24 protein-coding genes and 1 other annotated feature are annotated in these 25,813 nt (G+C 52.2%); of the genes, 1 reads left to right on the top strand and 23 read right to left on the bottom strand.

Features of this window, described 5'->3' with window-relative positions:
• Nucleotides 1-132: 132 nt before the first annotated feature.
• From DP091_RS10760 to DP091_RS10750, 3 genes are all read right to left on the bottom strand, one after another.
• Complete coding sequence (locus DP091_RS10760) at nucleotides 133-2,856, bottom strand: ComEC/Rec2 family competence protein (protein ID WP_113058345.1); 2,724 nt, start codon at nucleotides 2,854-2,856, stop codon at nucleotides 133-135.
• Between the two features lie 119 nt (nucleotides 2,857-2,975).
• The gene (locus DP091_RS10755; protein WP_113058344.1) at nucleotides 2,976-3,494 is read right to left on the bottom strand and encodes a deoxycytidylate deaminase; all 519 of its coding nucleotides are present in this window, start codon (nucleotides 3,492-3,494) and stop codon (nucleotides 2,976-2,978) included.
• A 48-nt stretch (nucleotides 3,495-3,542) separates the two neighbouring features.
• Nucleotides 3,543-4,208 (bottom strand): ComEA family DNA-binding protein, encoded by a 666-nt coding sequence (locus tag DP091_RS10750; protein ID WP_113058319.1) that lies wholly within the window; start codon nucleotides 4,206-4,208, stop codon nucleotides 3,543-3,545.
• A gap of 172 nt (nucleotides 4,209-4,380) precedes the next feature.
• Here DP091_RS10750 and comER point away from each other — a divergent pair, with 172 nt between their 5' ends.
• Nucleotides 4,381-5,223 (top strand): late competence protein ComER, encoded by an 843-nt coding sequence (comER, locus tag DP091_RS10745; RefSeq protein WP_113058318.1) that lies wholly within the window; start codon nucleotides 4,381-4,383, stop codon nucleotides 5,221-5,223.
• On the opposite strand, the gene leuS is transcribed toward comER, so the two are convergent.
• The 20 genes from leuS to spoVAC all read right to left on the bottom strand — a co-directional run bounded on the left by leuS (nucleotide 5,204) and on the right by spoVAC (nucleotide 25,425).
• A complete protein-coding gene (gene leuS, locus DP091_RS10740; protein WP_113058317.1) occupies nucleotides 5,204-7,645 on the bottom strand; it encodes a leucine--tRNA ligase in 2,442 nt (813 codons plus the stop codon). The two genes, comER and leuS, sit on opposite strands and share 20 nt — an antisense overlap.
• A gap of 89 nt (nucleotides 7,646-7,734) precedes the next feature.
• Nucleotides 7,735-7,987 (bottom strand) — a binding site (T-box leader).
• A 40-nt stretch (nucleotides 7,988-8,027) separates the two neighbouring features.
• Nucleotides 8,028-8,909 (bottom strand): AraC family transcriptional regulator, encoded by an 882-nt coding sequence (locus tag DP091_RS10735; RefSeq protein ID WP_113058316.1) that lies wholly within the window; start codon nucleotides 8,907-8,909, stop codon nucleotides 8,028-8,030.
• Between the two features lie 77 nt (nucleotides 8,910-8,986).
• The gene (locus DP091_RS10730) at nucleotides 8,987-10,060 is read right to left on the bottom strand and encodes a Gfo/Idh/MocA family protein (protein WP_113058315.1); all 1,074 of its coding nucleotides are present in this window, start codon (nucleotides 10,058-10,060) and stop codon (nucleotides 8,987-8,989) included.
• A gap of 23 nt (nucleotides 10,061-10,083) precedes the next feature.
• Nucleotides 10,084-11,253, bottom strand: coding sequence for a Gfo/Idh/MocA family protein (locus tag DP091_RS10725; RefSeq protein WP_113058314.1), 1,170 nt, complete (start codon nucleotides 11,251-11,253; stop codon nucleotides 10,084-10,086).
• Nucleotides 11,254-11,278: 25 nt separating this feature from the next.
• Nucleotides 11,279-12,145 carry a sugar phosphate isomerase/epimerase family protein gene (locus tag DP091_RS10720; protein ID WP_113058313.1) on the bottom strand — a complete coding sequence of 289 codons (867 nt, stop codon included), beginning with the start codon at nucleotides 12,143-12,145 and terminating at the stop codon, nucleotides 11,279-11,281.
• A 323-nt stretch (nucleotides 12,146-12,468) separates the two neighbouring features.
• Nucleotides 12,469-13,239: a class I SAM-dependent DNA methyltransferase gene (locus DP091_RS10715; protein WP_113058312.1), complete on the bottom strand. Its 771-nt coding sequence runs from the start codon at nucleotides 13,237-13,239 to the stop codon at nucleotides 12,469-12,471.
• Between the two features lie 42 nt (nucleotides 13,240-13,281).
• Nucleotides 13,282-14,184: a CvfB family protein gene (locus DP091_RS10710; RefSeq protein ID WP_113058311.1), complete on the bottom strand. Its 903-nt coding sequence runs from the start codon at nucleotides 14,182-14,184 to the stop codon at nucleotides 13,282-13,284.
• Nucleotides 14,181-14,528 carry a ribosome silencing factor gene (rsfS, locus tag DP091_RS10705; protein ID WP_071222884.1) on the bottom strand — a complete coding sequence of 116 codons (348 nt, stop codon included), beginning with the start codon at nucleotides 14,526-14,528 and terminating at the stop codon, nucleotides 14,181-14,183. Before rsfS ends, DP091_RS10710 begins: the two co-directional genes overlap by 4 nt.
• The gene (yqeK, locus tag DP091_RS10700) at nucleotides 14,525-15,103 is read right to left on the bottom strand and encodes a bis(5'-nucleosyl)-tetraphosphatase (symmetrical) YqeK (protein ID WP_113058310.1); all 579 of its coding nucleotides are present in this window, start codon (nucleotides 15,101-15,103) and stop codon (nucleotides 14,525-14,527) included. The genes rsfS and yqeK overlap by 4 nt, the downstream gene beginning before the upstream one ends.
• On the bottom strand, nucleotides 15,087-15,677 hold the full coding sequence (locus DP091_RS10695; RefSeq protein WP_113058309.1) for a nicotinate-nucleotide adenylyltransferase: 591 nt from the start codon (nucleotides 15,675-15,677) through the stop codon (nucleotides 15,087-15,089). Before DP091_RS10695 ends, yqeK begins: the two co-directional genes overlap by 17 nt.
• Before the next feature lie 66 nt (nucleotides 15,678-15,743).
• Nucleotides 15,744-16,034, bottom strand: a complete 291-nt coding sequence (yhbY, locus tag DP091_RS10690; RefSeq protein WP_071222881.1) for a ribosome assembly RNA-binding protein YhbY — start codon at nucleotides 16,032-16,034, stop codon at nucleotides 15,744-15,746.
• Between the two features lie 99 nt (nucleotides 16,035-16,133).
• On the bottom strand, nucleotides 16,134-17,000 hold the full coding sequence (locus tag DP091_RS10685) for a shikimate dehydrogenase (RefSeq protein ID WP_113058308.1): 867 nt from the start codon (nucleotides 16,998-17,000) through the stop codon (nucleotides 16,134-16,136).
• A 54-nt stretch (nucleotides 17,001-17,054) separates the two neighbouring features.
• Nucleotides 17,055-18,182, bottom strand: a complete 1,128-nt coding sequence (gene yqeH, locus DP091_RS10680) for a ribosome biogenesis GTPase YqeH (protein ID WP_113058307.1) — start codon at nucleotides 18,180-18,182, stop codon at nucleotides 17,055-17,057.
• Nucleotides 18,179-18,709, bottom strand: coding sequence for a YqeG family HAD IIIA-type phosphatase (locus tag DP091_RS10675; protein ID WP_009592142.1), 531 nt, complete (start codon nucleotides 18,707-18,709; stop codon nucleotides 18,179-18,181). The genes yqeH and DP091_RS10675 overlap by 4 nt, the downstream gene beginning before the upstream one ends.
• Nucleotides 18,710-18,946: 237 nt before the next feature.
• Nucleotides 18,947-21,187 (bottom strand): DUF4129 domain-containing transglutaminase family protein, encoded by a 2,241-nt coding sequence (locus tag DP091_RS10670; RefSeq protein WP_113058306.1) that lies wholly within the window; start codon nucleotides 21,185-21,187, stop codon nucleotides 18,947-18,949.
• Nucleotides 21,184-22,431 (bottom strand): DUF58 domain-containing protein, encoded by a 1,248-nt coding sequence (locus DP091_RS10665; RefSeq protein ID WP_113058305.1) that lies wholly within the window; start codon nucleotides 22,429-22,431, stop codon nucleotides 21,184-21,186. The genes DP091_RS10670 and DP091_RS10665 overlap by 4 nt, the downstream gene beginning before the upstream one ends.
• A gap of 2 nt (nucleotides 22,432-22,433) precedes the next feature.
• The gene (locus DP091_RS10660; protein ID WP_113058304.1) at nucleotides 22,434-23,390 is read right to left on the bottom strand and encodes an AAA family ATPase; all 957 of its coding nucleotides are present in this window, start codon (nucleotides 23,388-23,390) and stop codon (nucleotides 22,434-22,436) included.
• 171 nt (nucleotides 23,391-23,561) lie between these two features.
• Nucleotides 23,562-23,912: a stage V sporulation protein AE gene (gene spoVAE / locus DP091_RS10655; protein WP_015734153.1), complete on the bottom strand. Its 351-nt coding sequence runs from the start codon at nucleotides 23,910-23,912 to the stop codon at nucleotides 23,562-23,564.
• 4 nt (nucleotides 23,913-23,916) lie between these two features.
• Entirely contained in the window at nucleotides 23,917-24,930 is a 1,014-nt protein-coding gene (gene spoVAD, locus DP091_RS10650) for a stage V sporulation protein AD (protein ID WP_113058303.1), read from the bottom strand.
• A gap of 6 nt (nucleotides 24,931-24,936) precedes the next feature.
• Nucleotides 24,937-25,425 (bottom strand): stage V sporulation protein AC, encoded by a 489-nt coding sequence (gene spoVAC, locus DP091_RS10645; protein WP_113058302.1) that lies wholly within the window; start codon nucleotides 25,423-25,425, stop codon nucleotides 24,937-24,939.
• Between the last annotated feature and the right edge of the window lie 388 nt (nucleotides 25,426-25,813).

Raw genomic sequence — 25,813 nt, 5'->3', positions numbered from 1 at the left:
AGTATGTAACCTATTATTTTTTAGGAAACTTCATCTAACTATACCAAATATAAAGATTATAGTCACCGCTGCATTTTCATATATATAAGATCATACTACGAATCTATATCCCAAGGACAGCGGGCTGCTTTTTCATGGAAGCTTCGTACGCGTCTCAATATGTCCGTCCTTGATCCTCATCTGTATTTCACCGTGAAGATTGGTCTGATAGATGAGAGTTGCGGAACGTTCCAACCGCCCTACCACATCCGGATGAGGGTGGCCATACATATTGTTGACGCCAGCGGAAATAACCGCTGCTTTCGGCTCCCATGCATTCAGCCATAGCGCGGATGTCGAGGTTTTGCTGCCGTGATGGGCAACCTTCATGACATCGATGCGGTCACCGGCAGCAGCAAGCCGTGAAATGATATCATTTTGTGAGGAACGTTCCTCCAGATACAACAATATTTTATGTTCGGCAGCTTGGTCTGTGTCACCCGTAAACAAGATCCGGCTGCCGTTCATTTGAAGGACAAATACTAGTGAAGCATGATTCTGCTCCTTAATCAACGGTAATGGTTTTATGATTTCTCCACTTTCTGGGAAAATAGGCGCTAAAAACTGGATTTCCGTATGACTGTCAAGCTTCCATACTTCCCGATCCACTCCAGCCTCGTATATGGGAATGCCCTGCTGTACGGCGGTTAACATCAGCTTCCGGAAGGAAGCGGAGTCAGTCAAGGTACCGTTGAACACAACTGATTTTACCGGGATTTCCTGCAAAACAGCTTGAAGACCGCCTATATGATCCTGGTCTCCATGGGACATGATGACAGCCTCAAGCTGGTGCACGCCCCGTTTTTTCAACAACGGAACCACCACCTTGGCTCCCACCTCATACGGGGCCTTCCTTTCCCTCCAAGCATCCTTTTCTTTACGAAAATTCACCGTTCCACCACCGTCAATGAGAATATGCTTGCCCTCAGGTGTTGTTACCAGGATCGAATCTCCTTGTCCTACATCCAGGAATTGCACAAGTCCCGCTCCGTGCATCGATGGAGATTGATAGCCGCCGTACAGCAAAAAAACCAAGGCTCCGGACAGCAGGATGATAGCGGCTCTCGCTGCATAGCGCTCGATATAATCACTGGCGCGAAAAAAACCTCTCCATCGCAACGCACCGGCCCATTGATCCACGAGCGGAAACATGCCGGTTGCCCCAGACAAATCTCTTTTGCTATCCAAGGATGCGCGTCCTTCCAGTGGAACGGTATCGTTCGATCCGATCCGCTCACCTTCGCGATTTTCGGATCTCATCTTTAGAATGGACAGCAACGTATACAGCACAACAAAATAACATAAGATCCAGGCTAACGACGGGGACGGCCACAACGTCATAAAAGCGGATGAACCATTCATCCATTCAACGACTCGGAACGTCATTTGGTTTAACCATTCGGTCACAGCTGCCAACCAGCCAGCTCCGCGCATCCATACCCACCCTACCAGCAAGGACACCATTCCTAACGGAAGAACGACCAGGCTAATCACCGGAACCAGGATCAAATTGGCGATAACAGATATCAGCGACACCTGGTTAAAATAATAAATGGTTAGGGGAAAGGAGATCAGCTGCGCTACGACCGTGATTCCGACGGTTCCCGCAAGCCAGCGGGGCAAGAAAGAGAGCAGCGGCATCAGCTTCGGTACGAAGATCATCAAGCCCGCGGTTACGATGAATGACAGCTGAAAGCTGACGTTCACGAGAAAATACGGGTTCCACAGCAGCATGACGAGCGCGGCAACACTAAGAATATGCAGCCCATCCTTCAAAAGTCGCCGCCGTGCGGCATACAAACCGATCATTCCCATAATGCCGGCACGGACAATAGAAGGACTTGCCCCGGTAAGCAGGACATAAACGGGAATCAGCCACATGACCACAGTCAGCGAGGTTTCCCTCGTCATTCGAAGGGTAGTGCATACGAATAAGAGGCATCCCACAACCACTGCCACATGCATGCCCGATATCGCAAGAATGTGAGTCAACCCCAAACGCGAGAACTCCATAAACGTATCGGGATCCAAATCATCCTGATTGCCAATCACAAGTCCCTTCATATACCCTGCATGAATTCCGCCGTACAATTGATCCAGCTTGCTCCCAAGCTTATGGCGAGCGGCATCCGTCCATCTTAGAATATGACTTACATTCCAGCTGTCAGGCGGGGTGACCTTCGCTAGGTCAGAGCCCTTCACTTTAATCATCCAATGAATCTTCTGGGTACGCAAATATTGAGCATAATCAAATCCGTCAAAATTGCGGGCTTCTCCAGGTTTTTGCAGCTCTCCGGTCAGCTCAATGCGGTCCCCGCGTTGCCATCGATGAACCGTCTCCAGCTCCGTTTTGTCCATTAGTTTCACTTGAACCCTGACGATATCATCCGTCTTCAGCAAGGTGCCGTTATCCGAATTCGCTTGTTTTTGGGGCGCTGGAGACTTTGTGAGTGTAAGATCAGCTTGATGCAGAGCAACATTAAAATCTGCGCGGTCACCATCCACTTCTATTGGGGTTGTGATTACACCAAAGGCAGTAACAGGAACGGTGTCCGTCGATGCCCCCCCTGAGAGGACCGGCTCGAAATCACTTACATTTGCCGCGTCATGCCATTCCCAGTAAGCACCCGACATGCACAAGGAGAACAGCATGCAGAGCGTAAAAAGGCGCCCTGTCCCCGCCCAATGACATACAGCAAGCAGGATGAGAATCAGCCCGGCTGCAATCATGGCCAGCCTCCATCCATCATACAGGCATGCAGCACCGCTGCCGATTACCCACAACACGGTAAAAACAAGTAACGGCCTTCGCTTCATGATTTGAACCAATCCCTTCATCATTAAATAAAAAAGGACCCTTGCCTGCATATCGCAGTCAAAGGTCCTTCCTCTGTGACTTTCTATTCATTTTGTTGGCATAACCTTATATTCATGAATCATTCCGCTACCGTCATCAGGGTTTCGCGCGGCGGCTCATACGCTTCAAGCTGCCGGAACATAATCCCCTTCTGTTCCATCATGCGGGACACCTTGCCCGAATCCTTCGGATAAGGACGGTGGAACACAACCTCGACAATGCCGCTGTTGGCAAGCATATTCGCACAAGTCCAGCAGGGCTCATCCGTCACGTACACCGTGCTGCCTTCCCGATCGATCCGGTCCGTGAATAACAGCAGATTCTGCTCGGCATGAATCGTCCGGATGCAGCGCTGTTTCTTCACCATGCTCTCCTTGCCGTCCTGCACGACCAGTTCATAATCCTCAGCGATCATACAGCCCGCTTCCGAGCAGTCAGGCACCCCCATCGGCGCGCCGTTATAAGCCGTCCCGAGCAGCTTCTTCCCCTGCACCAGCACCGCGCCGACATGACGCCGCGGACATTGGGAGCGGGTAGAAACCATAAAGGCAATATCCATGAAATAGGTATCCCAATCTTTACGTTGATCTGCACTCATCATCTGTCACCTGTTCCTTATCAATATCGCCTTTATTGTAGCACATAGCTAAAGTCCAACGTAAGGCTTCATCTTCTCCAGCATTTTGGGCCCGATGCCTTTTACGTTCATCAAGTCGGCCTGACTTTTAAAGGGACCAAACTGATTGCGATAATCGATAATGGCCTTTGCCTTCGCCTCGCCAATGCCAGGCAGCTCCATAAGCGTTGCAGCATCCGCCGTATTGACATTAATCAATCCGGATGGATCCGGAGCTGGTGGTGACTGTGCTGTACTGCGAACAGGAGCTTGCTGCTGTAACTGCTGACTGACACCTTCAGCCTGAGGAGGCGGTACCGGGGGCGAAGAAGGCTGACCAGAAACCGAAGACGGCGCCGTATGATCTGCTAAACCACTCCCTGCCGCTCCTTGATCTTGGTCTGGCATGGTGTCCTTCGCATGACTATTACTGGCAGGCTCGATATGCATTGTCTGGGTGCTCTTATCAGCAGGCTTCGAATCCGTTCCGGCTTCAGACAGTTCCACATTCTTCTGCAGGGAATCAGCCTCGGATGTCTTCACACCCTTATTCTCTTCGGCCGCAACCACCTGCTCCAGCTGATCGTTCAGCGGCTGCCAGCCCTCGATCCCCTGATCCGCACCGCCGGCAAACAAGATGAACCCGCAGCCCGCAATCGTTGCGGCAAGACTCCAGCCTAAAGATATCCGTTTCATCGGTTGACCTCTCCTTTACATTAAAGTTCATTTTGTACAAATCCAGAAATATTCTTCGGTTTCCCCACCGAAATCGCATGAAAAACCGTCATGAATCGGCATCTTCCCCGCATACATTAAACGTAAGAACGGTACATTTCTGCCGTAAAGCGCGAAAGGAGGGAACATACACATGAAGGTCGGTTTTATCGGTACGGGCAGCATGGGTAGTCTGTTGATCGATGCCTTCATTCAATCGGGCGCACTCCTGCCTGAGCAGATTCGGGTCAGCAACCGAAGTCCTGAAAAGCCGATGCAGCTGGCAAAACGTCATCCCGGTCTGACGGTATGCAGCTGCAACACGGAGACGGCTTCTCAGAGCGACCTGCTATTTCTATGTATAAAGCCCCTTGAATTCAAATCTGTCATCAGCGAAATCAAAGATCGGCTTGAAGCCAGGCAAATCGCGATATCCATCACGAGTCCGGTTCAACTGATCCATCTGGAATCATCGCTGCCCTGCAAGGTGGCGAAAATCATACCGAGCATCACCAACCTAACCGGAGGCGGAGCATCGTTATGCATGTACGGTTCCCGAATAAAAGAAGAAGACAGGCAGCTTGTAGAAAGCCTCCTGTCTTATATCAGCAGGCCGCTCGAGATACTGGAATCGCACACGCGAATCACTTCCGATTTCTCCAGCTGCGGACCTGCTTTTTTAAGTTTATTCATGGAAAAATGGATCGACGCTGCCGTTGAAATGACCGGAATCGACCGCAGAACCCTTAATGCATTAGCCGGGGAAATGCTGCTTGGCACCGGCAAGCTGTTAACGGAGGAGGGCTTCTCCCCCGAACAGCTGCAAGAGCGGGTTGCGGTTCCCGGAGGCATCACGGCTCAGGCTTTGGCACTGCTGGATTCAAACCTGAACGGATTGTTCTACCAATTGATCCAAACCACACACGACAAGTATGAGGAGGATTTGGCAAAACTGGATGCTGCCTTCGGTTTTACGATTAACCGGCCACGATATTGACCAGTTTGCCCGGTACGGCAATGACTTTGCGAATACTCTTTCCTTCCAGCGCCTGCTTGACATTCGGAAGGGAGAGGCTATGTTGTTGCATGGCTTCTTGGTCCATGTCTTTCGAGATTTTGGCACGTTCTACGATTTTGCCGTTAACTTGAACGACAATCTCCACTTCGGCCTCTACAGTCCAAGCCTCGTCATACTCCGGCCATGGCACGTAGGTTACGCTCTCCGTGTAGCCTAAACGGCTCCACAGCTCTTCAGCCAGGTGAGGGGCCAGCGGGGAAAGCAGCTGCACGAAGTTCTCCATCGCTTTGCGCGGAAGCTCTTCCGTCTTGTATCCCTCGTTGATGAATACCATCAGCTGGCTGATCGCTGTGTTAAAGCGCATATGTTCAAAGTCTTCGGTCACTTTCTTAATCGTTTTATGCAGTGTACGTTTGAAATCGTCCGTACCCTCGCCTTCCACGATTCTAGGGTTCAATTGACCATCGTCCCCGATGAACAGGCGCCATACGCGGGAGAGGAAACGATGCGTTCCTTCAACCCCGTTGGTGTTCCATGGCTTGGTTGCTTCCAGCGGCCCCATGAACATCTCGTACACGCGCAGCGTGTCGGCTCCGTATTCGTTAACAATATCATCCGGATTGATGACATTGCCGCGGGATTTACTCATTTTTTCATTATTGTTGCCCAGGATCATACCCTGATTGACCAGCTTCTGGAAAGGCTCCTTCGTATCGACAACGCCCAGGTCATACAATACCTTGTGCCAGAAGCGTGCATACAGCAAATGAAGCACCGCATGCTCCACACCACCGATATAGAGGTCAACCGGCAGCCATTCCTTCTGCTTCTCCTTGGAGCACAATTCATCATTATTGCGTGGATCGATATAACGCAGGTAATACCAGCAGCTGCCGGCCCATTGCGGCATCGTATTCGTCTCGCGGCGGGCTTTCATGCCGGTCTCGGGATCTACCGTTTCCACCCACTCCGTAACGTTAGCCAGCGGTGATTCGCCGGTACCGGACGGTTTAATCTGATCCACATCCGGCAGCAGCAATGGGAGCTGCTCCTCAGGCACGGTCTTCATCGTTCCGTCTTCCAGATGCAGAATCGGAATCGGCTCACCCCAGTAGCGTTGACGGCTGAACAGCCAGTCGCGCAGACGGTAAGTTACCCTCTTCTTGCCCTTCCCCTCTTGCTCCAGCCATTCATTCATCGCCTGGATAGCCTCTTCATTGTCCAACCCGTTCAGGAAGCCGGAATTCACATGCGCGCCACTGCCGCTATATGCTTCCTCTTCGACATTTCCACCCTGAACGACTTCAATAATCGGAAGACCGAATTGCTTCGCAAACTCCCAGTCCCGGCTGTCATGACCCGGAACCGCCATAATGGCACCCGTTCCATAGCCGGCAAGCACATAATCCGCGATCCAGATCGGCACTTTAGCGCCGTTTACCGGATTAATGGCGTATGCACCCGTGAATACACCGGTTTTATCCTTGGCCAGATCCGTCCGCTCCAGGTCGCTTTTACGTGCTGCTTGATCTTGATAAGCCTTGACGGCTTCACGCTGATCGGCTGACGTAATCTTATCCACGAGGTCATGCTCCGGCGCCAGAACGCAGTAGGTTGCCCCGAACAGCGTATCCGGACGGGTGGTGAACACCTCCAGATGACCATCGTAACCTTCGATGTCAAACCGAACCTCAGCGCCTGTGGATTTGCCGATCCAGTTGCGCTGCATATCCTTCAGGCTTTCGCTCCAGTCCAGTTCATCCAGATCTTCGAGCAGACGATCCGCGTATTCGGTAATGCGCAGGATCCATTGGCGCATCGGTTTACGTACGACCGGATGGCCCCCGCGTTCGCTCTTGCCGTCGATGACCTCTTCGTTCGCAAGCACGGTACCGAGCGCTTCGCACCAGTTTACCGGCACTTCAGCCACATAGGCAAGGCCGCGCTTATAAAGCTGGATAAAGATCCACTGGGTCCATTTATAATATTCCGGATCGGTTGTGCTGATCTCGCGGTCCCAGTCATACGAGAAGCCCAGAGATTTGATCTGGCGGCGGAACGTATCGATATTCTGCACGGTAAACTCGCGCGGATGCTTGCCTGTGTCCATTGCATACTGCTCCGCTGGCAGACCGAAGGCATCCCATCCCATCGGGTGAAGCACGTTGTATCCGCGCATCCGCTTGTAACGGGACACGATGTCAGTCGCCGTGTACCCCTCCGGATGCCCTACGTGCAGGCCTGCTCCTGATGGATACGGAAACATATCCAGCGCATAAAATTTCGGTTTGGATGATGAATCTTCCGTTTTAAAGGTTTTATTCTCATCCCAGTATTGCTGCCACTTCGGTTCGATGGCCTGCGGCTGATAGCCGTGGCCGGTTGGTTGATTGTCCGTCATACTCCATTGCTCCTCCTTCACAGTCAAGAGGCAAGGCCTGTGCCGTTGCCCAAAAAAACAAAAAAACCTCATCATCCATAGCGCTGATCGCTAGGGACGAGAGGTTTGATTCCCGTGGTACCACCCTAGTTAGCCAAAGGCATGCTTTGCCTTTCACTCCCTTTGCATCCTTATCGCGGATGAGACGACGATGCTTCAGCGGCCAAATCTGCCGAAATACAGCGGCCGGGTTAACACCATTGCTCCGAGGCGAGTTCATTCCTATCGTCAACCGGTTTTCACCAGACACCGGCTCTCTGCATGATCGAAAGTGGAACGATTGATCCTCATCATCGCGTTCATATTACCGTTTTAATGTGGCTATTATACCCAAAAAGTCCGGTCAAGTCAACGAAAGCTCTTCGCCGCTTCTGCGATAATATTCCGGCGTCGTCCCGACCATGGCTTTGAACATCCGGCTGAAATGAGCCAAATGCTTGAAACCTGCCGCCTGGCTGATCTCCGTGATGCTGAGATGCGGGTGGAGCCTGAGCAATATTTTAGCTTGATTAATCCGCCGGTGATACAAATATTTAAACACCGTCGTTCCGGTAACCTCCTTAAATAAGGAGGATAAATAGTGTTTCGTGATATGCATTTCGCGGGCAATTCGCTCCAGCGTCAGATCCTGCATATAATGTTCCTCGACGAACGATACGACATGCTGGACATGCCGCTCTTTCTCGGAGATGGAGTCCTGATCCTGCACAGCGTCCTGGCACCAGTCCGCGATGATGTACATCATCTCCAGAATACGCAAGGTCATCCGTTCCTGCCGAAAACCGGCCGTGGATGCCGAGAGGCGATGTATATCGGCCAGCATGCCTTCGAATTCGTCCCGGTTGGCCCCTGTCAGTGTCATGCGATGATTTCGCAGCGATTCGAAGGGATCCAGCAATATCGATTTGGCCGTCTCCGAAAGCCCCTTGCAGATCCAGGCCGGATCGAAATGCAGAATGCTTCTGACGTATCTCGAATCGGGCTCAACATTCGGACAATGGAGCGTAAGCCCGTTCATCAGGAGCAGATCCCCCGGTTTCAGGGTGAAAACGGAATCGCCGATCAAATAAGTGCAGCGTCCTTCATGGAAATAATAAATTTCATAAAAAGCATGCGAGTGAAACTGCCCTCCCGACAGCGGCTGTTCATTGTAATAGGTCAGATCGAACGGCGCTTGCAGCTGCATGCGGTCAAAGCCTGGCATCATATCGGCAGATGAGGTCATCTAGAGAATCGCCCCTTTAGCGATTTTGGAGTTATATAACCCACAAGATAACGGGGTTTTCTCTATTATAAATGATTTTATGGAATGCGCACGGCCTCATTTTGGGCGATGACGCACAATTCTCCGGCTTTGAAGGCATGCTCCTGGGACATGGCATGCTCCGTGCGTTCCAGACAATCCAGGATAAGCTCACCGAAGAATGGATAGCCCACCTTGCCTTGTAGCTCCATATGAAACTCTCCCTCCCCATTAACCAGGTACAGATGATCGCCCTGCGGATGCCTTGCGATATCGATGTATTTGCGAAGCTCGATGTATCCTTCCGTCCCCAGAATAAAGGTTCTTCCGTCGCCCCAGGTGCCAAGGCCCCCGGGTGTCAGCCAGTCGACTCGGAAATAATTCGTGGCCCCGTTGTCTCCCATAAGCGTCGCATCTCCGAAATCCTCCAGCTCCGGGTAATCCGGATTCGCATAATTCCCTACCTTGCTGCTGAGCACCTTGGCATCACGGCAGCCCGCAAAAAACAAAAATTGTTCAACCTGGTGGGAGCCGATGTCACACAGAATGCCCCCATACTGTTGATGACGGAAAAACCAGTCCGGACGGGAGGATGCGTTTAAACGGTGCGGCCCTGTTCCCATCACTTGCACCACTCGCCCGATCGCCCCGCCCTGGATCAGCTTCCCGGCATGGACGGCACTCTCCACATGCAGCCGTTCACTGTAATAGACCATGTACTTCTTGCCTGTCTCCTCGGCTTTCGCGCGAGCAGCGTTCACTTGCTCCAGCGTCGTGAAAGGCGTCTTATCCGTAAAATAATCCTTGCCGTGCGACATGACCTTAAGACCAAGCTCGCATCGTTCCGAAGGAATGGCGGCAGCCGCAACCAGACGCACTTCCGCATCCTGAAGCACCTGCGATTCGGACGAGGCGACGGTTACACTTGGATAAGCCTTGCAAAAAGCCGCAACCTTCGCGGGATCTGGGTCGTACACCCACTTCAGCGTCGCCCCGGCTTCGATCAATCCGTTACACATGCCGTATATATGTCCATGCTCCAGCGACATAGCGGCAAAAATAAACTCTCCGGGCTTGCACACCGGCTGGGCCTTGCCCACCGGCGCATAGAGCATTCCATTACTGCGGTCCATACCACATGCCTCCTGATTGTGATTTAGTAGGATCCAAACGTCTTGCTCATATCCACCGGCCCGATCTCCTTGACCGTTTTCTGAGCGGAAGATTGTGCGATCCTTTCCTGCAGCATTTCGTAATACAGGTCCTCGTTAAGAGGGAGATCAACCCAATTGTCAGTCCAGGTGGACAGATGCATGGCATTCGACAGCGTCAATCCGTGGATTCCCTCTTCACCGGGAGCTATCAATGGTGTTCCATGCAAAATAGCATCCGCAAAGTTCTGGATAATGCCGCTATGCTGTGGATTATCCCCCGAGATCGGCACCTCGCATTTCCAGCATTCCGGTTCGCCGAACCCCCCGGTATACTGCCGATTGAATTCCGGCTCCGGCACTCGGAGGCGCCAGAAGGTAAGCTTGCCGTCCTCGATGACGATTTTTCCGCGGTCGCCCGTCACTTCATATCGGTTGGTTCCGGGCGCTTCACCCGTCGTCGTAATGAAGACGGCCGTAGCCCCATTCTCGTATTCCGCATAAGCCGTCACGTCATCTTCAACTTCGATGTTCCGGTACTTGCCGAAAGCGCAAAATGCACGAATTCTCTTCGGCATCATGCCGGTCGTCCACTGCCAGAGGTCCAGCTGATGCGGGGACTGGTTAATCAGCACCCCACCGCCTTCTCCCGCCCAGGTAGCCCGCCATCCGCCTGAATCATAATAGCTCTGAGACCGGTACCAATTCGTTATGATCCAGTTCATGCGCCGGATCTCCCCGAGTTCACCTTCTTCTATGAGCTCTTTCAGCTTCTTGTACAGCGGATTGCAGCGCTGGTTGTACATAATCGAGAACACTTTGCCGCTGGCTTCTGCCGCGCGGTTCATTTCTCGCACTTGCTTCGTGTAAACGCCTGCCGGCTTCTCGATCAGGACATGGAGTCCATGATTGAGGCACTCGATCGCCACTTGAGGATGAGCATAATGAGGCGTCGCAATGATTACTGCATCGATCTCCCCCGAGGAGATCATAGCTTCCGTATCACTCCATATCTTCACATCCGGAGGCTGCGTTGCCCTTGCTTCTTCCTGTTTAGCCGGATTCAGGTCGCATATAGCGCTTAGCCGCGCTCCCTTGATCCGCCCGGACGCCAGCGATTTGGCATGCGAAAACCCCATCCCCAGTCCAATAACCCCTACTCTTACCTGTTCCATGTCTATAGCCTCCTTCAAAAGTGACCTACGCGTTTTGTTTCTGCTCTGACCACAACTTCATCTGCTCGGCAAAACGAAGAAGCATTTCCCTGGACTCAAACGTTCCGCTAAAATCTTCGATTCCGTAGTAACCTTCGTAACCAACCGACTGCAGATCCTGTATGACCTGCTTCCATGGCACGGCCCCCTGGTCAAGCGGAACCCATTCCCCGGACCATGCCGCAGAGGCACCATCGTTGGAAGGCGTTTTGCGATAACCCCCGTTTTTCACATGGACATGAGCCAGGTAGGGACCAAGAAGCTCCAAGCCCATCCGGTAGTTCTCGTAACCTTCATGGACCATGTTGCCGGGATCATACAGAACGCCGATATGCTGCGGATTAAAGTGGGATACAAGCCGGTGCGTCAGTCCGGCGCTCGGAGCGATCGTAAGATGGTGCGTTTCCACCACGGCTTTGACCCCGTAAGCCGCAGCGAGATCCTGCACCTCATGCAGGTAACGAACCGCCTGGTCGTACAGCTCATTATAATTTCGCTTCCGGTCGTATCCCGGGATACCCGCGCGAATAAATGAAGCTCCAATCAGCTTGGCTGCTTGCATCACCTTCTCCGTTGCTTCCACGTCGCCGCATGTCAAATAAGGCACGACCGCAAGACTGCGCCTGCCATGCTTGTCGGCCGCTTGCTGAAACCTGAGCCAATCCTCCTGCGTGCCGTTCGGATCCATGGAGCAGCGGTTATGCCGCCAGAACGAGGGCTTCTCCCCTGCAGCTTCTTCCGGAATCTCCTTAAAGCGCCATTCGATTCCTTCAATACCGGCATCCGCTGCGGCTTTTGCCAACTCCTCAGGCTGTAAGTCGGGAGTTGCGACCGTGAAAACGGATAGTTTCATGCTCATTCATCCTTTCTCGTCCCAATAGATTAGTGTATGCATCATTTGACCATCGTTGAACTCAAATACGTTCATACAGCGCGTACCGGATGCCTGGAATCCTCCCTTGAGATAGCGCTCTCATTTCTGTTCATCTTATCTATTCCTCATCGTAGCACAGTCCCAGAAGCAAACCCATATCCCTTCTAATGAACCTTAACCACAGTCAAATAAAGCAGAAAAGAAGTGTCTTTGAATATAATGAAGCCATGCTCGACAATAAAAAAAGCACTTTCTCTCGTCGCTACCGACAAAAGAAAGTGCTTCTCGTTAAGGATATTCGTTTATTTTACCGCAACGTAGAACAGCCGGGATGCATCCTGACCCGCTTCCACCCACTCAAAATCGGCATAACATTTCACATCCCGGAATCCGGCCTTAACCAGCTCGACCTTCATCCATTCGGGGTCATACCCTCGCTGCACATGCGTTTCCTCAAAGCGGCGGTAAACCGTGGGATCCTGATCATCCCGTGCAAAGATGGAAAGATGATGCTCTATCTCCATCCGGCGTTCATCCATGTCGCATGTCCAAATGTAGGACACTTCCCTTTCGTCCAGAACAAATGGCTGATCTGCGTCATATCGTAGGAGCGTGTTCGGGTGATGTACATCAAACAGGAACGTGCCGCCTTCCTTGAGGCCGTCGAAGGTCCTTGTAAAAGCGGAACGGATATCCTTTTCCTCCAGCAGGTAGTTCACACAATCACAAAATGAAATGACGGAATCCACCTGCTCGGGCAGCTCCCAAGAACGCATGTCCTGTTGTACCCAGCGGACGCTGCCTTCCCGGAACAATCGATGCCCTTGGGGCGTACCCTCCAGCTTGCGTCTGGCAACCGAGAGCATATCTGCCGACAGATCTATTCCTGTTACCTCGAAACCGGAGTTTACGAGCGGAATGGTGATGCTGCCTGTCCCGCATCCGAGCTCAACGACGCTTTTTGGCATTCCGTGCTTATCCCAGGCCGTTCTCGCAAAGCGAATCCAGTCCGGGTACGGCATGTCTTCCATGAGTTGGTCATATACGTAAGCAAACTTGCGGTAAGACAACATGATGACACCACTTTCCTTAGAAGCTTCCCCTACCTTGCCGGGTTATTCGTTTGAACCGGAGTTCTCCTCTTTATTGACCATATACGTCCAGCTGTCCTTTTGGGTAACCAAACCGTCCTTCATCAGCTTGCCAAGCGCGCGTTTGAAGGCGGATTTGCTAATGCCGAACCGCTGCTTGATGATGTCGGGGGGCGTTTCATCCGAATATGGCATCCCACGGCCCGGTCGCTCCTTCAGAAAAGCGAGCAGCCGGTCTGCATCATCCGTCCGGCCAATCTCTTTTTGCGGTACCATCGACAGGTTAGCCCTGCCATCTTCCCGGATATGGCTTACCCGAACCTTCACCTCTTCGCCAAGCCGCAGCATACGCGTCCGTTCGGAGGAGTGGATCATGCCAATGGCGCCGAAACCGATCACACCGCCATCGATAATAACAAACGTGCCCATCTGGAGCGGTTTGTACACCAGAGCAGTGAACCATTGGCCCTTCCACGATTCAGGCGCATGAAACGCAAGCGGAACAAGCTCTTGTTCTCCGGCGAGTTTCGCGCGGAGCCGTCCTTGTTTATCATGCTCCATGATGACAAATACATAATCCCCCACTTGCGGATGAAGCTCCCGCATCTCCGGCAATTCCCGGATCGGAAGCAGAAGCTGCCGGCCAAGCCCCATCTCGAGGAAACATCCCAAGCGCGGATGAACATCCGCCACCTCAAGCTTAGCGGTTTCACCTAACGTAAGGTAAGGTTTCTTCATCGTTGCGGCCAGGCGGTCTTCCGTATCGAAGAATATAAAGACCTCTACCGTATCCCCCGGCTCGATTTTACCCGTGAGCTCCGAATAGTGAAGAAGCACATCCCGATCTCCGCCATCCAGGAAATAACCGTAAGGGGACACTTCTCTGGAAACGACCAGTTTCGTTAATGTGCCGGCAATCAGACTCATACGTTCTCCACCACTTTAGCATCGGACCACAATCGCTCGATGTTGTAATATTCCCGCTCATCGCGATGGAAGATATGAACGATCACGTCTCCAAGGTCCATCAGCACCCAGCGGGCTGCATCCATTCCCTCCAGTCCGCGCAAAGCTACTCCCGCATCATGAGCCTGTTTACGGATTTCAGTTGCGATCGCCTGCACCTGAGTATCCGAGTTACCGTGGCAAATGACAAAATAGTCTGCGATCAGGGAGATTCCTCTAAGATCCAGGACCACGATATCCATCGCTTTTTTATCTTCAGCGGCAGTCACTGCCACATTTAACAATTCATTCGGTTTCAACGTCATGAATTCGCCTCCAATTGCTTAATTAGATCGTTTCGGGCTAGTACCGTCAACGGAAAAATGATTTGTCTGCGCGAAAGCAGATGTCCAATCGTCGAATCAAAACCGGCTGCAAGCGCATCTTCAAGGCTATGGTTGGCCAGTTCGCGAATATTATTCACGCCGGGGAAATCCCGTCCCGGTTCCATATAATCCGCAAGGCAGACCACCTTATCAAGCAGTGTCATGCCGACGCGACCCGACGTATGGTAACGGATGGCGTTAAGCACGTCGGTATCCGTTACGCCATATTCGTGCTCCGCTACGAACGCGCCTACCTCCGCATGCCAAAGCTGCTTGTCGTAACGGAGCAGCTCTTCGGATAGCGCATGCTCCACCATCATTTGATGAAGCTTTTGCACGGGCCAATATTTGGCCACATCATGCAGGATGGCCGCTAATTCTGCCTTGACCGGATCGGCCCCGAACCGGCCGGCAAGGATGACCGCGGTTTCCATTACGCCTTTTGTATGCTCCCAGCGCTTGGCCGGCATCTGTGAGGATACCGCTTGAATGAGTTCATCACGGCTGTACTCCATAAATACCGCTCCTAACAATATAATCGTATACACGGTCCGGCACCATATAACGGATGGACAAGCCTGATGCGGCTCTGCTCCGAATCAAGGTGGAAGATATTTCGATCAGCGGCATCTCCGCTGTCACTACCACCTGTTGCAGGAAATCGGGCAGATCATCCACCGACAGCTTGGTTCCGGGACGGTTAAGCCCAATAAAAGTGAGCATTTCCGCCAGCTCCCCGATCCGATTCCACTTGGGAAGATAGGCTACCATATCCGCCCCGATAATGAACGAGAAATCATGCTCGGGATACGTGTCCCTCAGCTCTCTGACCGTGTCTACCGTATAGGATACGCCGCCGCGTTTCACTTCCCAATCCAATGTACGAAAAGACGGATGGTCGGCCACAGCCTCAGAGGTCATCTCCAGCCTCATTAGGCCGGTTACGCCGGCATCTTCCTTGTGCGGGGGAATGTGGCTGGGCATAAACCATACCTCTTCCAGAGCGTAAGCGTCCCGAGCTGATTCGGCTGCGAGCATATGCCCGATATGAATGGGATCGAAGGTTCCGCCCATTATCCCTATCTTCATCCGGGTTCACCTCCCCTAATAAGAGAGTCATTCTATATTCATTAAGCTAATGCCATCAAGACTTCCTTACGGCAGTTCGATGGTTTTGTGGTCTTTTGATTCTTTATAGAGCACGATCGTCTTGCCGATAACCTGTACCAGCTCGGCCCCGGCACCTTCGGCAAGCTCCTCGGCGATTTCGCGGGGATCTTCGAGACAGTTGTTGAGCACGGATATTTTCATGAGTTCCCGCTTCTCAATGGCCTCTGAAATATGCCGGATTAGATGCTCATTGCTTCCTCCCTTGCCTACCTGGAACAGCGGATCCAGATGATGCGCAAGCGAACGTAAATGTCGTTTTTGCTTTCCTGTTAACATGCTTGGTCATTACTCCTTAAATATTCAATTATTAAAGCCAGCAGCTTGTCGAAAGCTATATTGTAGCTTCTGCATAAGCATTAATCAATAAACACGAGATTAAACCTCGGATTGGAAGCTGGTCAGAACCGCTTCCTTCATCGCCTGTACGGGCGCCTTCAGACCTGTCCAATACTCGAATGCATAAGCCCCCTGGTTGATGAACATCCCGAGACCGCCATGCACCGTGCATCGCCGAAGCTCGCTTTGCCGCAACAGCTCGGTCTTCAACGGATTATAGATCAGATCGCTGACAACGATCCCTTCCGGTATATACTCCGCTGGAACAGGAAGCTCGGAAACCCGAGGAAACATGCCCACCGAGGTTGTGTTGATCAAGACATCGGCATCCGACAATGCCTCCCTGGCATGATCCTCACCGTATCCCCTCAAGTCAGCAAACGAGCTCCACTCCTCGGCCAATGCCAGCGCTTTGTCGGATGTCCGATTCACAATGGAAATCTTCTCAGGCTCTTCGCCGGTAAGGGCGTAGATGATTCCCCTGGCCGCTCCGCCGGCGCCGAGAACAACGATGCGTTTCCCTTTAAGATTGGGACAGGCTTCATCCTTTAATGAACGAACATATCCGATGCCATCCGTATTATAACCCGTCAATTTGCCATTGTCGTTGACGATGGTATTCACGGCGCCGATGCGCCCCGCCCCTTCATCGACGACATCCAGATACTCCATAACCTCCACCTTGTGCGGGATCGTTACATTCACGCCACGGAATCCAAGGGCTTTGACAGCCTGGATAGCGTCGCGAAGCCCCTCCGGACGTATATGAAGGGGCACATAGGCCCCTGACAAACCCAGGGCGGTAATCGCCGCATCATGCATAGCCGGTGATTTGGAGTGACCGATCGGGTCCCCCATTACGCCTAGGAGCAAATAATCACGCTCGATCATTGGATTCACTTTCATTTCTCCCCTATCTCTCCCATGATAAACCGGGCTGTACCTAAGCGATTTTATCTCTTATATCAAGGATGGACGCGACAGAACTTTGATTCCTTTAGGTACATGAACTGCCACAAGCGCACCCTGTTCACCATTGATCTTGATCCAGCCGAGCCCCGAGATAAACACGTCTTGGCGGGTTCCCTTAGGAATACGGATTTCATGTCTTGTCCATTCCGGCAGCTCTTCAAGCCGTTCTTTGGTCGGCGGTGAAAGCAGCTCTCCGGCATGTTCGGCAAATAACGAATCCGCCCGCTCCAGCTTGGTCCGATGAATCCCTAGTCTGCCGCTGATAAAGCAAGTAAAGGATTGGTGCTCGCCTTGCAGAAAATCAAAACGGCCAAAACCTCCGAAGAACAGCGTCTGCCCTTCGTTCAACTGGTATACCATCGGCTTCAGCGGATTTTCCGGCATGACCGTCCCCAGATCCTCACGGCTCACAAGCTCGCTGTAGCGCCATGGGTATACGATGCCCGGCGTATCTATAATATACCGACCGTCATCCAGCGGAATATTGACCATATCCAGCGTCGTTCCCGGATAACGGGAAACGGTCAGCTCCTGATCCAAATCGCTGTAGTCGCGGATCAGACGATTGATCAAGCTGGATTTACCCACATTCGTGGCGCCAACCACGTAGACGTCCCGGTCTCCTCGATAATGCGCAACCGTCTCCAGCAGCCGCTCAAAGCCTTGATTCTTCTTCGCGCTGCAGAGCACGATGTCTTCCGTTCTCAGTCCATGCTCCTTGCACTGCTTCTGTACCCAATTGAGTACCTTGTTCCAATTGGTGACCTTCGGCAGAAGATCGGTCTTGTTAACGGCCAGAATAACCGGATTGTTGCCGACAAACCGCTGCAGCCCCGAAATAAGGCTCCCTTCAAAATCGAAGAGGTCCACGATATGAATAACAAGCGCATTCTTGCCGCCGATCTGTCCCAGCAGCCGTAAAAATTCATCCTGGTCCACGGCAACCGAGGAGGCATCATTATAATTCTTAATCCGGAAACAGCGCTGGCAAATAACCGGGTCGCGGTCCCAGGCCTTCTCCGGCAAATAACCCGGCTTGTCCTGTGCTGCACTCTGAAGCGGTATGCCGCAGCCGCTGCACTTCTTGATGTCTTCTCCGCCAGTTGGCAACGTCATGATTTCGGTTCCTCCTCCATCCATAATCCTTTCTTGCGCAAACGGGTCAATGCGATCCGCTCCACCCGGCGATTGACCAGGCGCGTAAACCATCCCTCATCGTTGATGGCGATAGGCATAACCAGCACCGTATACAGACCCAGCCGATTCCCGCCATAAACGTCGGTCAGCATCTGGTCGCCGACCACAACCGTTTTCTCCGGCGTGAGCTCCATCATTTTCATTGCTTTGCGGAACGGGGTATTACTTGGTTTACGGGCTTCATGCACATACTGGATATCCAGCGGCGTCGCAAATTTAGACACGCGTTCGAGCTGGTTATTCGAGACGATGATCAGCTGGAAACCGATCTCCTTCACCCTTTTGAACCAAACGACCAGTTCCGGTGTCGCAAGCGGCGCCTTGGCCCCTACAAGGGTATTGTCCAAATCCGTAATGATTCCGCGATACCCCTGCTCATATAATTCCTCAAGGTTAATATCAAAAACCGTATTGACACGGAGCTTTGGGATTAACATTTCAAACAAGTTCGTCACCTCAATTTCATACGAAAAACTATACCATATTCCGGTTCCTTAGTAAAAATAATCACGAGCCTTTTTCTTCCCGTATGCCGCGTCGCTGCCTATACCGGCAAAAGACCACCCGGCGGCTGTTTGGAAGCGGACCGGGCGGTCTTCAAATCATCGATATCAGAACGTTTGATACCTAGCTATCCTGATACACGCAAGAACAACCACCATCACGCGGTCTGTCTTCTTGGATTAGGTAGATAGACGTTTCTCGGATACTATGCGGACCTTCTTAATGGACTTCTTCAGCTTCAGGGCATCCTGTTGGACGGAGCGCCATTGCTCTTCCTTCACTTCAGCCGGGCTGTACCGGGCAGCTTCAAATTGCTGCAACAGAGGTCTCAGCTCCACTCCCAGCTCAGGGTGTGCACTAACCCAGCGGCCTACCGATTCACGGAGGGTTTCGTGTTCCTGCCTTACCAAGCCTCTGCGCTGTACGGAACGAATCCATCGTTCGGTTTCGGCAATGACTTTATCCGCGGCCGTCAGCGGTTTGCCTGCCCGAATACGCGCTCCGGCAAAACGCAGGCTGATGCGCATTCGCCATACGATGTACAGAATCCATAATACGATAACAACCACCGCGGCCGTTACAACAACTTTTACCCAGCCGGGCTGCTGATGATCGGAGGTCGAAGCTGGCGTAGCCTTGTCCTCTGCCTCTTCTTCTTCTTCAACTTCTTCCTCAATGACAGGCTCAGCGTCTGTGTCAGCCGTCAGAATCGGCATGCTAAAGCCCGGTGTCGCTTCAACCGGTACCCAGCCGTACTCCCCGAAGTACACTTCAACCCAGGAATGAGCGTCGGCATTCGTAACGGTATAGTTTCCGGGCTCAATCGAGGTTTGACCCTCGAGAGGAACGTACTCCGACGCCGTCATTCTTCCCGGCGCGTAACCTTTGACCCAGCGTGCAGGAATATCCAGCGACCGTGTCATCATCACCAGGGAGGTCGAGAAATAATCGCAATACCCTTCCTGGATTTCAAACAGAAACGCATCCACAAAATCATCGCTCTTCTTGCGCGAAAGATCCGGCGTGTTGGTATAGGTGAAATTGCTCGTTAAATATTGTTGCAGGAGCATGACCTTCTCATACGGCGTATCTCCGCCCGCGGTAATTTCTTCGGCCAGATCGGACACGCGGTCAGGGAAGTTTCTCGGCATCTGGATATACGCATCGTCAATCGAGCCGGAATATAGTTCATCATAAGTTCTGGTGCTCAGCTCATCGATTGGAATCACCGGCACTTCCGACGTTAAGGTATAACTCTTCGGATAGTCCGCATTACGAACGTCGTCCAGATGCATCTCCGCGCCTTCGGTCACCCAGCTAAGACGATCCGGATTGATATCCTCATCCAGGCTCTCCAGCTGACGAACGGAGTAGGCGCCGAACAATACCGGATACACCGTATCACTCAGCATCGTTACCGATTGCTCCAATGTTTTGGTAGGTACGGATCCGCTGGCTTCCCTCGGCAATTCTTCCCCGATGTCCACGCCCGTGCCGGAACGCCGGCTGCTGGCTCCGTCCGCCCAACCCGTTCCCGAGTATACGGCTCTGGTTTCCCCTCGCCAATAGCTGCGTTCATCCGAGGTAATCGACATCACCGGTGAATAGTCAAAGTTGAAACCGCCGCCAAGGTCGTTGTCCTCCCGTCCATACCCGGACATGCTTTCAGACGGCGACTCGATAAGGGTTCCGGTACCGGCTGTACTGCCGCCGGATAACGGCACCCCGTTCCACTCCCGCCACGCCGTGTAAGGATCGGTCAACGTGGGCTTCACGTGCGGCATATTCACACCGGCTACAATGATCAAAGAGAAGATGACCAGGATGTTGGCAACAATCTTGAACGGATACTTCGATAAATTGACCCATCCCTGCGGAAATCGTCTGCGGAACCGGTTAAAATGGCTGGATACGAGCCAGCCCATGCCCGCTCCGACAACCCATGCGATTTCATCCCACAGCACGATTTTCGTAAAGGAATCCAGCACGGCAAAACCGATGACGTTGATCCCGACTACAAAAAGCACGCGCCCCTTGGTTTTGGCCCACCGCGCAAGGAACAGAAAAGCGGCCCAAGCGGCGATAGCAAACCATAAATATGGAAAAAGATACATGAGTTCCTCGGTCAGACCGCCTTCAGCGCCAAGGACAGGAACCGGATTACCGTGAGTTTTCAACAAACTGTATACACAATACAAGATCAAAATAAACTGGATAAGCACCCGGTAACCTTGCTTGATCGGAAGCAGCGCTTCGGTAACCGCCGTAATGGTTAATGCTGCAATAACGATGGCTGTCGTTTCCGAGAGCCATATCGTCTCCGTAAAGGATACCCACTGCATTCCGATGATCCAGATCCATAGCATCGTTAAAGTACTGAAGAAGGTAGTAGATAGTTTGTCCAGCCACAACTTCATCATGCACCACCTCCCAGCGCAGCCGGAAGCTCGTCAAGGGAAGAGACCGAATAGCTTGAAATCCCCCGGGATTGCAGAAGCGATATGGAATCATCGCGTTTTTTCGTTTCATTGGAATTGGTTATTTGCAAGAAGCAAGGGTTCATTCCCCGGGTTTCAACCCAGCGCATGATCTCTGAAGCGTCCTTGCCGCTCATCGGGCTGATCAGCAGGAACAGGGCCCCTTTTGGAAAATGGCGATAGAATTTCTCCAGGGATGCAATCAATTTGGTTTTACGGTTATAATCCACGTCAACCAAATGCTGGATCATGCGCATCCGCTCTCCGGCGTGATCGGCGGGAGCGAACATCTGAGCTTCTCGGGTAGCCGTGAACAAGCCTGTACCCGCATGCTCCTTGGCACCATATTCGATCAGCGACGCTGCTGCCGATACGGCCAGCTCGAACTGCTGGGCATGATCATATCCGTCCGCGGTACAGTCCAGCACGATCAACGTCCTGGGAAAGGATTCATGCTCAAATTCCTTTGACTTCCACGAGCCGGTCTTCGCCGTTGCATTCCAATGTATCCGGGAGATCCGGTCGCCGTACACATAATCGCGGACTCCGTTGATCTGCGTGGTTTCCCGTCTTGAAGCCGAAATAGTAGTATGTGTACCGCCCAATCTCGAATTTCGTATGTTTCGCTGCCATTTGGGAATATATATGGTTCTCGGCAGAACGCGGAAATCGGTCTGAACCTCAATGCGTCCCTTGTGCTCCATTAATCCGAAAATATCCTCGCTAATGCATTCTGTCTTTGAAAAAGCGTACCGCCCTCGTTCAAGCGGAGGCGTCTGAAACACAAGCTTGCCCGCACCGCGAAGGTTCGGAATGACGCTGTCTTCAAAAGACCAGGAGTCGCCGTTATGCCTTTCCAATACTTCACGCACGACCATATAGGGCATCGGCAGCAACCCAGGAACATGGACCTCCAGCTTCACGCGGACCTGTTCACCGGCATGAAGATGTTCTCCTCCATGCTCCGCTCCACCCAGCACCTTCCGCTGAGCTTTCACCCGATTGACTCCGCCAAAGCCAGCACCGATTAAATAGATCGTCAGAAGGCTGACCATGGAGAATAGCATGAGCGAGGTTTTGCCCCCCTGAAATAATACGTACAAAAGACATAGGCACCATACCGCTAATACCGCTGCGAGTCTAGACGGCTGCATGCCATTCAAAAATAACGAAACCGCGCGGCGCATGCCTATCTCCCCATCTGAACAGGCACTTTGACCTGACGCAGTATAAACTCGAGCACCGATTCGGGACTCGCATTGTCGAGCCTGGCTTCCGGACGCAGCATGATCCGGTGCGAAAGCACGTATGGTGCCAGCGTCTTCACATCATCTGGCAGAACGTAATCCCTCTCGTGCAAGAAGGCATAGGCTTTAACGGCATTCATGAATGACAGCGTCGCACGGGGACTTGCACCCAGCATAACGGAAGGGTGCTCGCGCGTCGACCGGGTGATATTGAGCAAGTAATCGGCGACCGGGTCACCGATGAATACCTCGCGAATCTCGCGTTGAATAGCCGAAATGGTATCCATATGCGTCACCGGCTGAAGCTTATCCGCCAGTTGTCCGTCGCGTGAACGGTACATCAGCTGCTTCTCCGTGACAGCATCTGGGTAACCCAGGCTCAGCTTGAGCATAAATCGGTCCAGCTGCGCTTCCGGGAGCATGTAGGTGCCTTCAAAATCGATCGGGTTCTGGGTCGCGCATAGCATGAAGGGATGCGGAAGTTCGTGGGTAGCCCCATCCACCGTTACGCTGCGCTCCTCCATGACCTCAAGCAGGGCCGATTGCGTCTTGGTTGTCGCCCGGTTGATTTCATCCGCCAGCAATATGTTGGTCATGACCGGACCAGGTCGGAAGTAAAACATTTCATCTCGAGGATGGAACACGGACACGCCCGTTATATCGCTGGGGAGAATATCCGGGTTACACTGAATGCGGCGATAGTCTCCCTGCATGGATTTCGCTAATGCTTTGATCAGTTGGGTCTTTCCTGTGCCGGGCACATCCTCGATCAGTACATGTCCGCCAGCGAGCAGCGCCGTAAGGAGCAATTGGATCTCAAATTCTTTGCCTAACAGGCACGACTCCAGATTGGTTCGCACCGAGGTAATGATTTTCATGGATTCTTGGCTTACGGGCATGTATGACTAACCTCCTGTAAGGGAATAAATACTTATTTTAGTACTATTGTACATGATCGAGGTCCCGGAGTACATTCGATGAGATATTTTGGGTATTCACCTTTTTATCGCCGCTCTAAACAGGAAAAGACCCGGCAGGATGCCGGGTCTTTTCCTTCTTGATGATGATGGTTATCCCTTCGGACGAACAAACAGAGCGGCCAGGAAGGAGAAAATGATCGCCGAGGATATACCTGCACTGGTGACTTCGAATATCCCCGTCACGACCCCGATCCAGCCGTCCCTCCCCAGCTCCGTCAAGGCGCCATGCACAAGCGAATTACCAAAGCTTGTGATCGGCACGGAGGCTCCCGCTCCGGCGAATTTGACAAGCGGCTCATATAACCCGAACCCGTCGGCGATGGCTCCGGCGACTACTAACGTACTCATCGTATGTGCCGGTGTCAGTTTAATAACGTCCATCATAATTTGTCCAATGACGCAAATCAGACCGCCAATAATAAATGCCCATAGAAACTGCATTGTGTTATCCTCCCATCTCTAAGGCTACAGCGTGAGCGATGCACGGAATGCTCTCACCCTGCTGGTAAGAAAGAGGCGACAGCAAAGCCCCGGTAGCAACGACCAGCACCTTTTTCAATTCGCCTTTACGCATCCGTTTTAAAATATGGCCATACGTGACAACAGCCGAGCAGCCACAGCCGCTGCCCCCTGCATTGACGTATTTTTGTGTTTCCAAGTCGTAGATCATTAAGCCGCAGTCTGCAAACACCGTACCATCCATGATGACATCATTTTGTTGCAAAAGATCCTTCGCGATTGGAAGCCCCACGGAGGCCAGGTCGCCGGTCACGATCAGATCATAATCCTTCGCTTGCCGGCCTGTGTCTTTAAAGTGCTTTGTTATCGTATCGGCTGCCGCCGGAGCCATCGCCGCCCCCATATTGAACGGATCCTTGATGCCCAGATCCACCACCTTGCCGATGGTGGCATACGTGACAGCAGGACCGTCTCCCTTGTCCGAAATGACGGAGCAGCCTGCTCCCGTTATTGTATATTGCGCATACGGCGGCTTCTGCGATCCGTACTCCGTCGGATAACGAAACTGCTTCTCAACCGTACAGTTGTGGCTTGCCGTGCCGGCCATGACATACTTGGCCCCTCCTGAATCCACGAGCATGGAGGCCACCGCGAGGCTCTCCATTGATGTAGAGCAAGCACCGAAGACGCCGATGTAAGGCACACCCAACTGTCTTGCGGCAAACGAACTGCTGATGATCTGGTTCATCAAGTCCCCGCCGACAAAAAACTGCAGCTCGTCTTCCTTGATGCCCGCATTCTCGGCCGCTTTTCTCGAAGCGTCCTCCAGCAGTTTCCGTTCCGCCTTTTCCCATGTTTTTTCGTTAATCTCAATATTGTCGTAGATATAGTCGAAATCATCCGCTAGCGGCCCTTCGCCTTCCTCAGGTCCCACAATCGTCCCCGTGCCGATAATGACGGGTTTGTTCTCGAACTGCCAGGTTTGGCCGATCACCTTCATCTCTCGTTACCTCCCCTCAATGCCAAAAATAGCGTAAATGATACCGATAATAAACGCAGCCACGGTACCAAATACAATGACAGATCCCGCCAGCTTAAACATGCTCGCCCCGACCCCCAGAACCAAACCCTCCGCACGGTGCTCGAGCGCAGCGGAGCACATGGAATTCGCAAACCCCGTGACCGGCACGGCGCTGCCTGCTCCGGCCCATTGCGCGATTTTGTCATACACGCCGAAGGAGGTCAGAATGACGGAGAGTATAATCAGCACGGCGACCGTCGGATTGCTCGCTTCGGTGGTGCTCATGTCGAATACGGACATAAAAAACTGCTGAATGCATTGGCCGATCACACAAATGAGACCTCCCACCAAAAAAGCGCGCAGACAATTTTTAAGTACGGCGCGAGGAGGTTCATGCTTTTTGGCAATCGCCTGATATTCTGCCGAGCTCATTGTGGTGATATCAGACTTAGGCTTTTGGTTCGAGCCTGACATTTCAATACACCTCCGCTTTTATTTAAGTATGGAATCCTTTAAAAACGCTAAAGAGCCATTATGGATATCACTCGATATCATTATGCTTTGAATGAACTCCCTTTATGTTTGGAAAATCATCCTTCTCACTTGGCAGCCACGGCTTGTCCTAATATATAAAGTCACCCCGCACGAAAATCAGCCTCCAGGAACCTCCCTGAAAGCTGAAGTTAGACTCGCCTGCCATCGTTGCTGGAGCCGGTCATTATATAAGAATGTATTTCAGCAAAATGACGAGGAGGATGAACAGGACCATAATGAGCAGAAGTTCTCTGACTTCGGCATGATAGACGTTTAGCTCAACCCCATGGTGCTTCATACGCTGCCCCTTCCCTCGGACGACAAAAAT

Origin of the sequence: Paenibacillus sp. MDMC362, from assembly GCF_003269305.1 — a bacterium.
GTDB lineage: Bacteria > Bacillota > Bacilli > Paenibacillales > Paenibacillaceae > Paenibacillus_AQ.
The sequence above is the reverse complement of the archived record's forward strand: the minus strand, read 5'-3'. Positions and strand labels throughout refer to the sequence as shown.

What these genes read in the sequence shown, in the direction of transcription:
- DP091_RS10760 (WP_113058345.1), bottom strand. Translation starts at nt 2,856, where the DNA reads ATGAAGCGAAGGCCGTTACTTGTTTTTACCGTGTTGTGGGTAATCGGC.
- DP091_RS10755 (WP_113058344.1), bottom strand. Translation starts at nt 3,494, where the DNA reads ATGAGTGCAGATCAACGTAAAGATTGGGATACCTATTTCATGGATATT.
- DP091_RS10750 (WP_113058319.1), bottom strand. Translation starts at nt 4,208, where the DNA reads ATGAAACGGATATCTTTAGGCTGGAGTCTTGCCGCAACGATTGCGGGC.
- comER (WP_113058318.1), top strand. Translation starts at nt 4,381, where the DNA reads ATGAAGGTCGGTTTTATCGGTACGGGCAGCATGGGTAGTCTGTTGATC.
- leuS (WP_113058317.1), bottom strand. Translation starts at nt 7,645, where the DNA reads ATGACGGACAATCAACCAACCGGCCACGGCTATCAGCCGCAGGCCATC.
- DP091_RS10735 (WP_113058316.1), bottom strand. Translation starts at nt 8,909, where the DNA reads ATGACCTCATCTGCCGATATGATGCCAGGCTTTGACCGCATGCAGCTG.
- DP091_RS10730 (WP_113058315.1), bottom strand. Translation starts at nt 10,060, where the DNA reads ATGGACCGCAGTAATGGAATGCTCTATGCGCCGGTGGGCAAGGCCCAG.
- DP091_RS10725 (WP_113058314.1), bottom strand. Translation starts at nt 11,253, where the DNA reads ATGGAACAGGTAAGAGTAGGGGTTATTGGACTGGGGATGGGGTTTTCG.
- DP091_RS10720 (WP_113058313.1), bottom strand. Translation starts at nt 12,145, where the DNA reads ATGAAACTATCCGTTTTCACGGTCGCAACTCCCGACTTACAGCCTGAG.
- DP091_RS10715 (WP_113058312.1), bottom strand. Translation starts at nt 13,239, where the DNA reads ATGTTGTCTTACCGCAAGTTTGCTTACGTATATGACCAACTCATGGAA.
- DP091_RS10710 (WP_113058311.1), bottom strand. Translation starts at nt 14,184, where the DNA reads ATGAGTCTGATTGCCGGCACATTAACGAAACTGGTCGTTTCCAGAGAA.
- rsfS (WP_071222884.1), bottom strand. Translation starts at nt 14,528, where the DNA reads ATGACGTTGAAACCGAATGAATTGTTAAATGTGGCAGTGACTGCCGCT.
- yqeK (WP_113058310.1), bottom strand. Translation starts at nt 15,103, where the DNA reads ATGGAGTACAGCCGTGATGAACTCATTCAAGCGGTATCCTCACAGATG.
- DP091_RS10695 (WP_113058309.1), bottom strand. Translation starts at nt 15,677, where the DNA reads ATGAAGATAGGGATAATGGGCGGAACCTTCGATCCCATTCATATCGGG.
- yhbY (WP_071222881.1), bottom strand. Translation starts at nt 16,034, where the DNA reads ATGTTAACAGGAAAGCAAAAACGACATTTACGTTCGCTTGCGCATCAT.
- DP091_RS10685 (WP_113058308.1), bottom strand. Translation starts at nt 17,000, where the DNA reads ATGAAAGTGAATCCAATGATCGAGCGTGATTATTTGCTCCTAGGCGTA.
- yqeH (WP_113058307.1), bottom strand. Translation starts at nt 18,182, where the DNA reads ATGACGTTGCCAACTGGCGGAGAAGACATCAAGAAGTGCAGCGGCTGC.
- DP091_RS10670 (WP_113058306.1), bottom strand. Translation starts at nt 21,187, where the DNA reads ATGATGAAGTTGTGGCTGGACAAACTATCTACTACCTTCTTCAGTACT.
- DP091_RS10665 (WP_113058305.1), bottom strand. Translation starts at nt 22,431, where the DNA reads ATGCGCCGCGCGGTTTCGTTATTTTTGAATGGCATGCAGCCGTCTAGA.
- DP091_RS10660 (WP_113058304.1), bottom strand. Translation starts at nt 23,390, where the DNA reads ATGCCCGTAAGCCAAGAATCCATGAAAATCATTACCTCGGTGCGAACC.
- spoVAE (WP_015734153.1), bottom strand. Translation starts at nt 23,912, where the DNA reads ATGCAGTTTCTATGGGCATTTATTATTGGCGGTCTGATTTGCGTCATT.
- spoVAD (WP_113058303.1), bottom strand. Translation starts at nt 24,930, where the DNA reads ATGAAGGTGATCGGCCAAACCTGGCAGTTCGAGAACAAACCCGTCATT.
- spoVAC (WP_113058302.1), bottom strand. Translation starts at nt 25,425, where the DNA reads ATGTCAGGCTCGAACCAAAAGCCTAAGTCTGATATCACCACAATGAGC.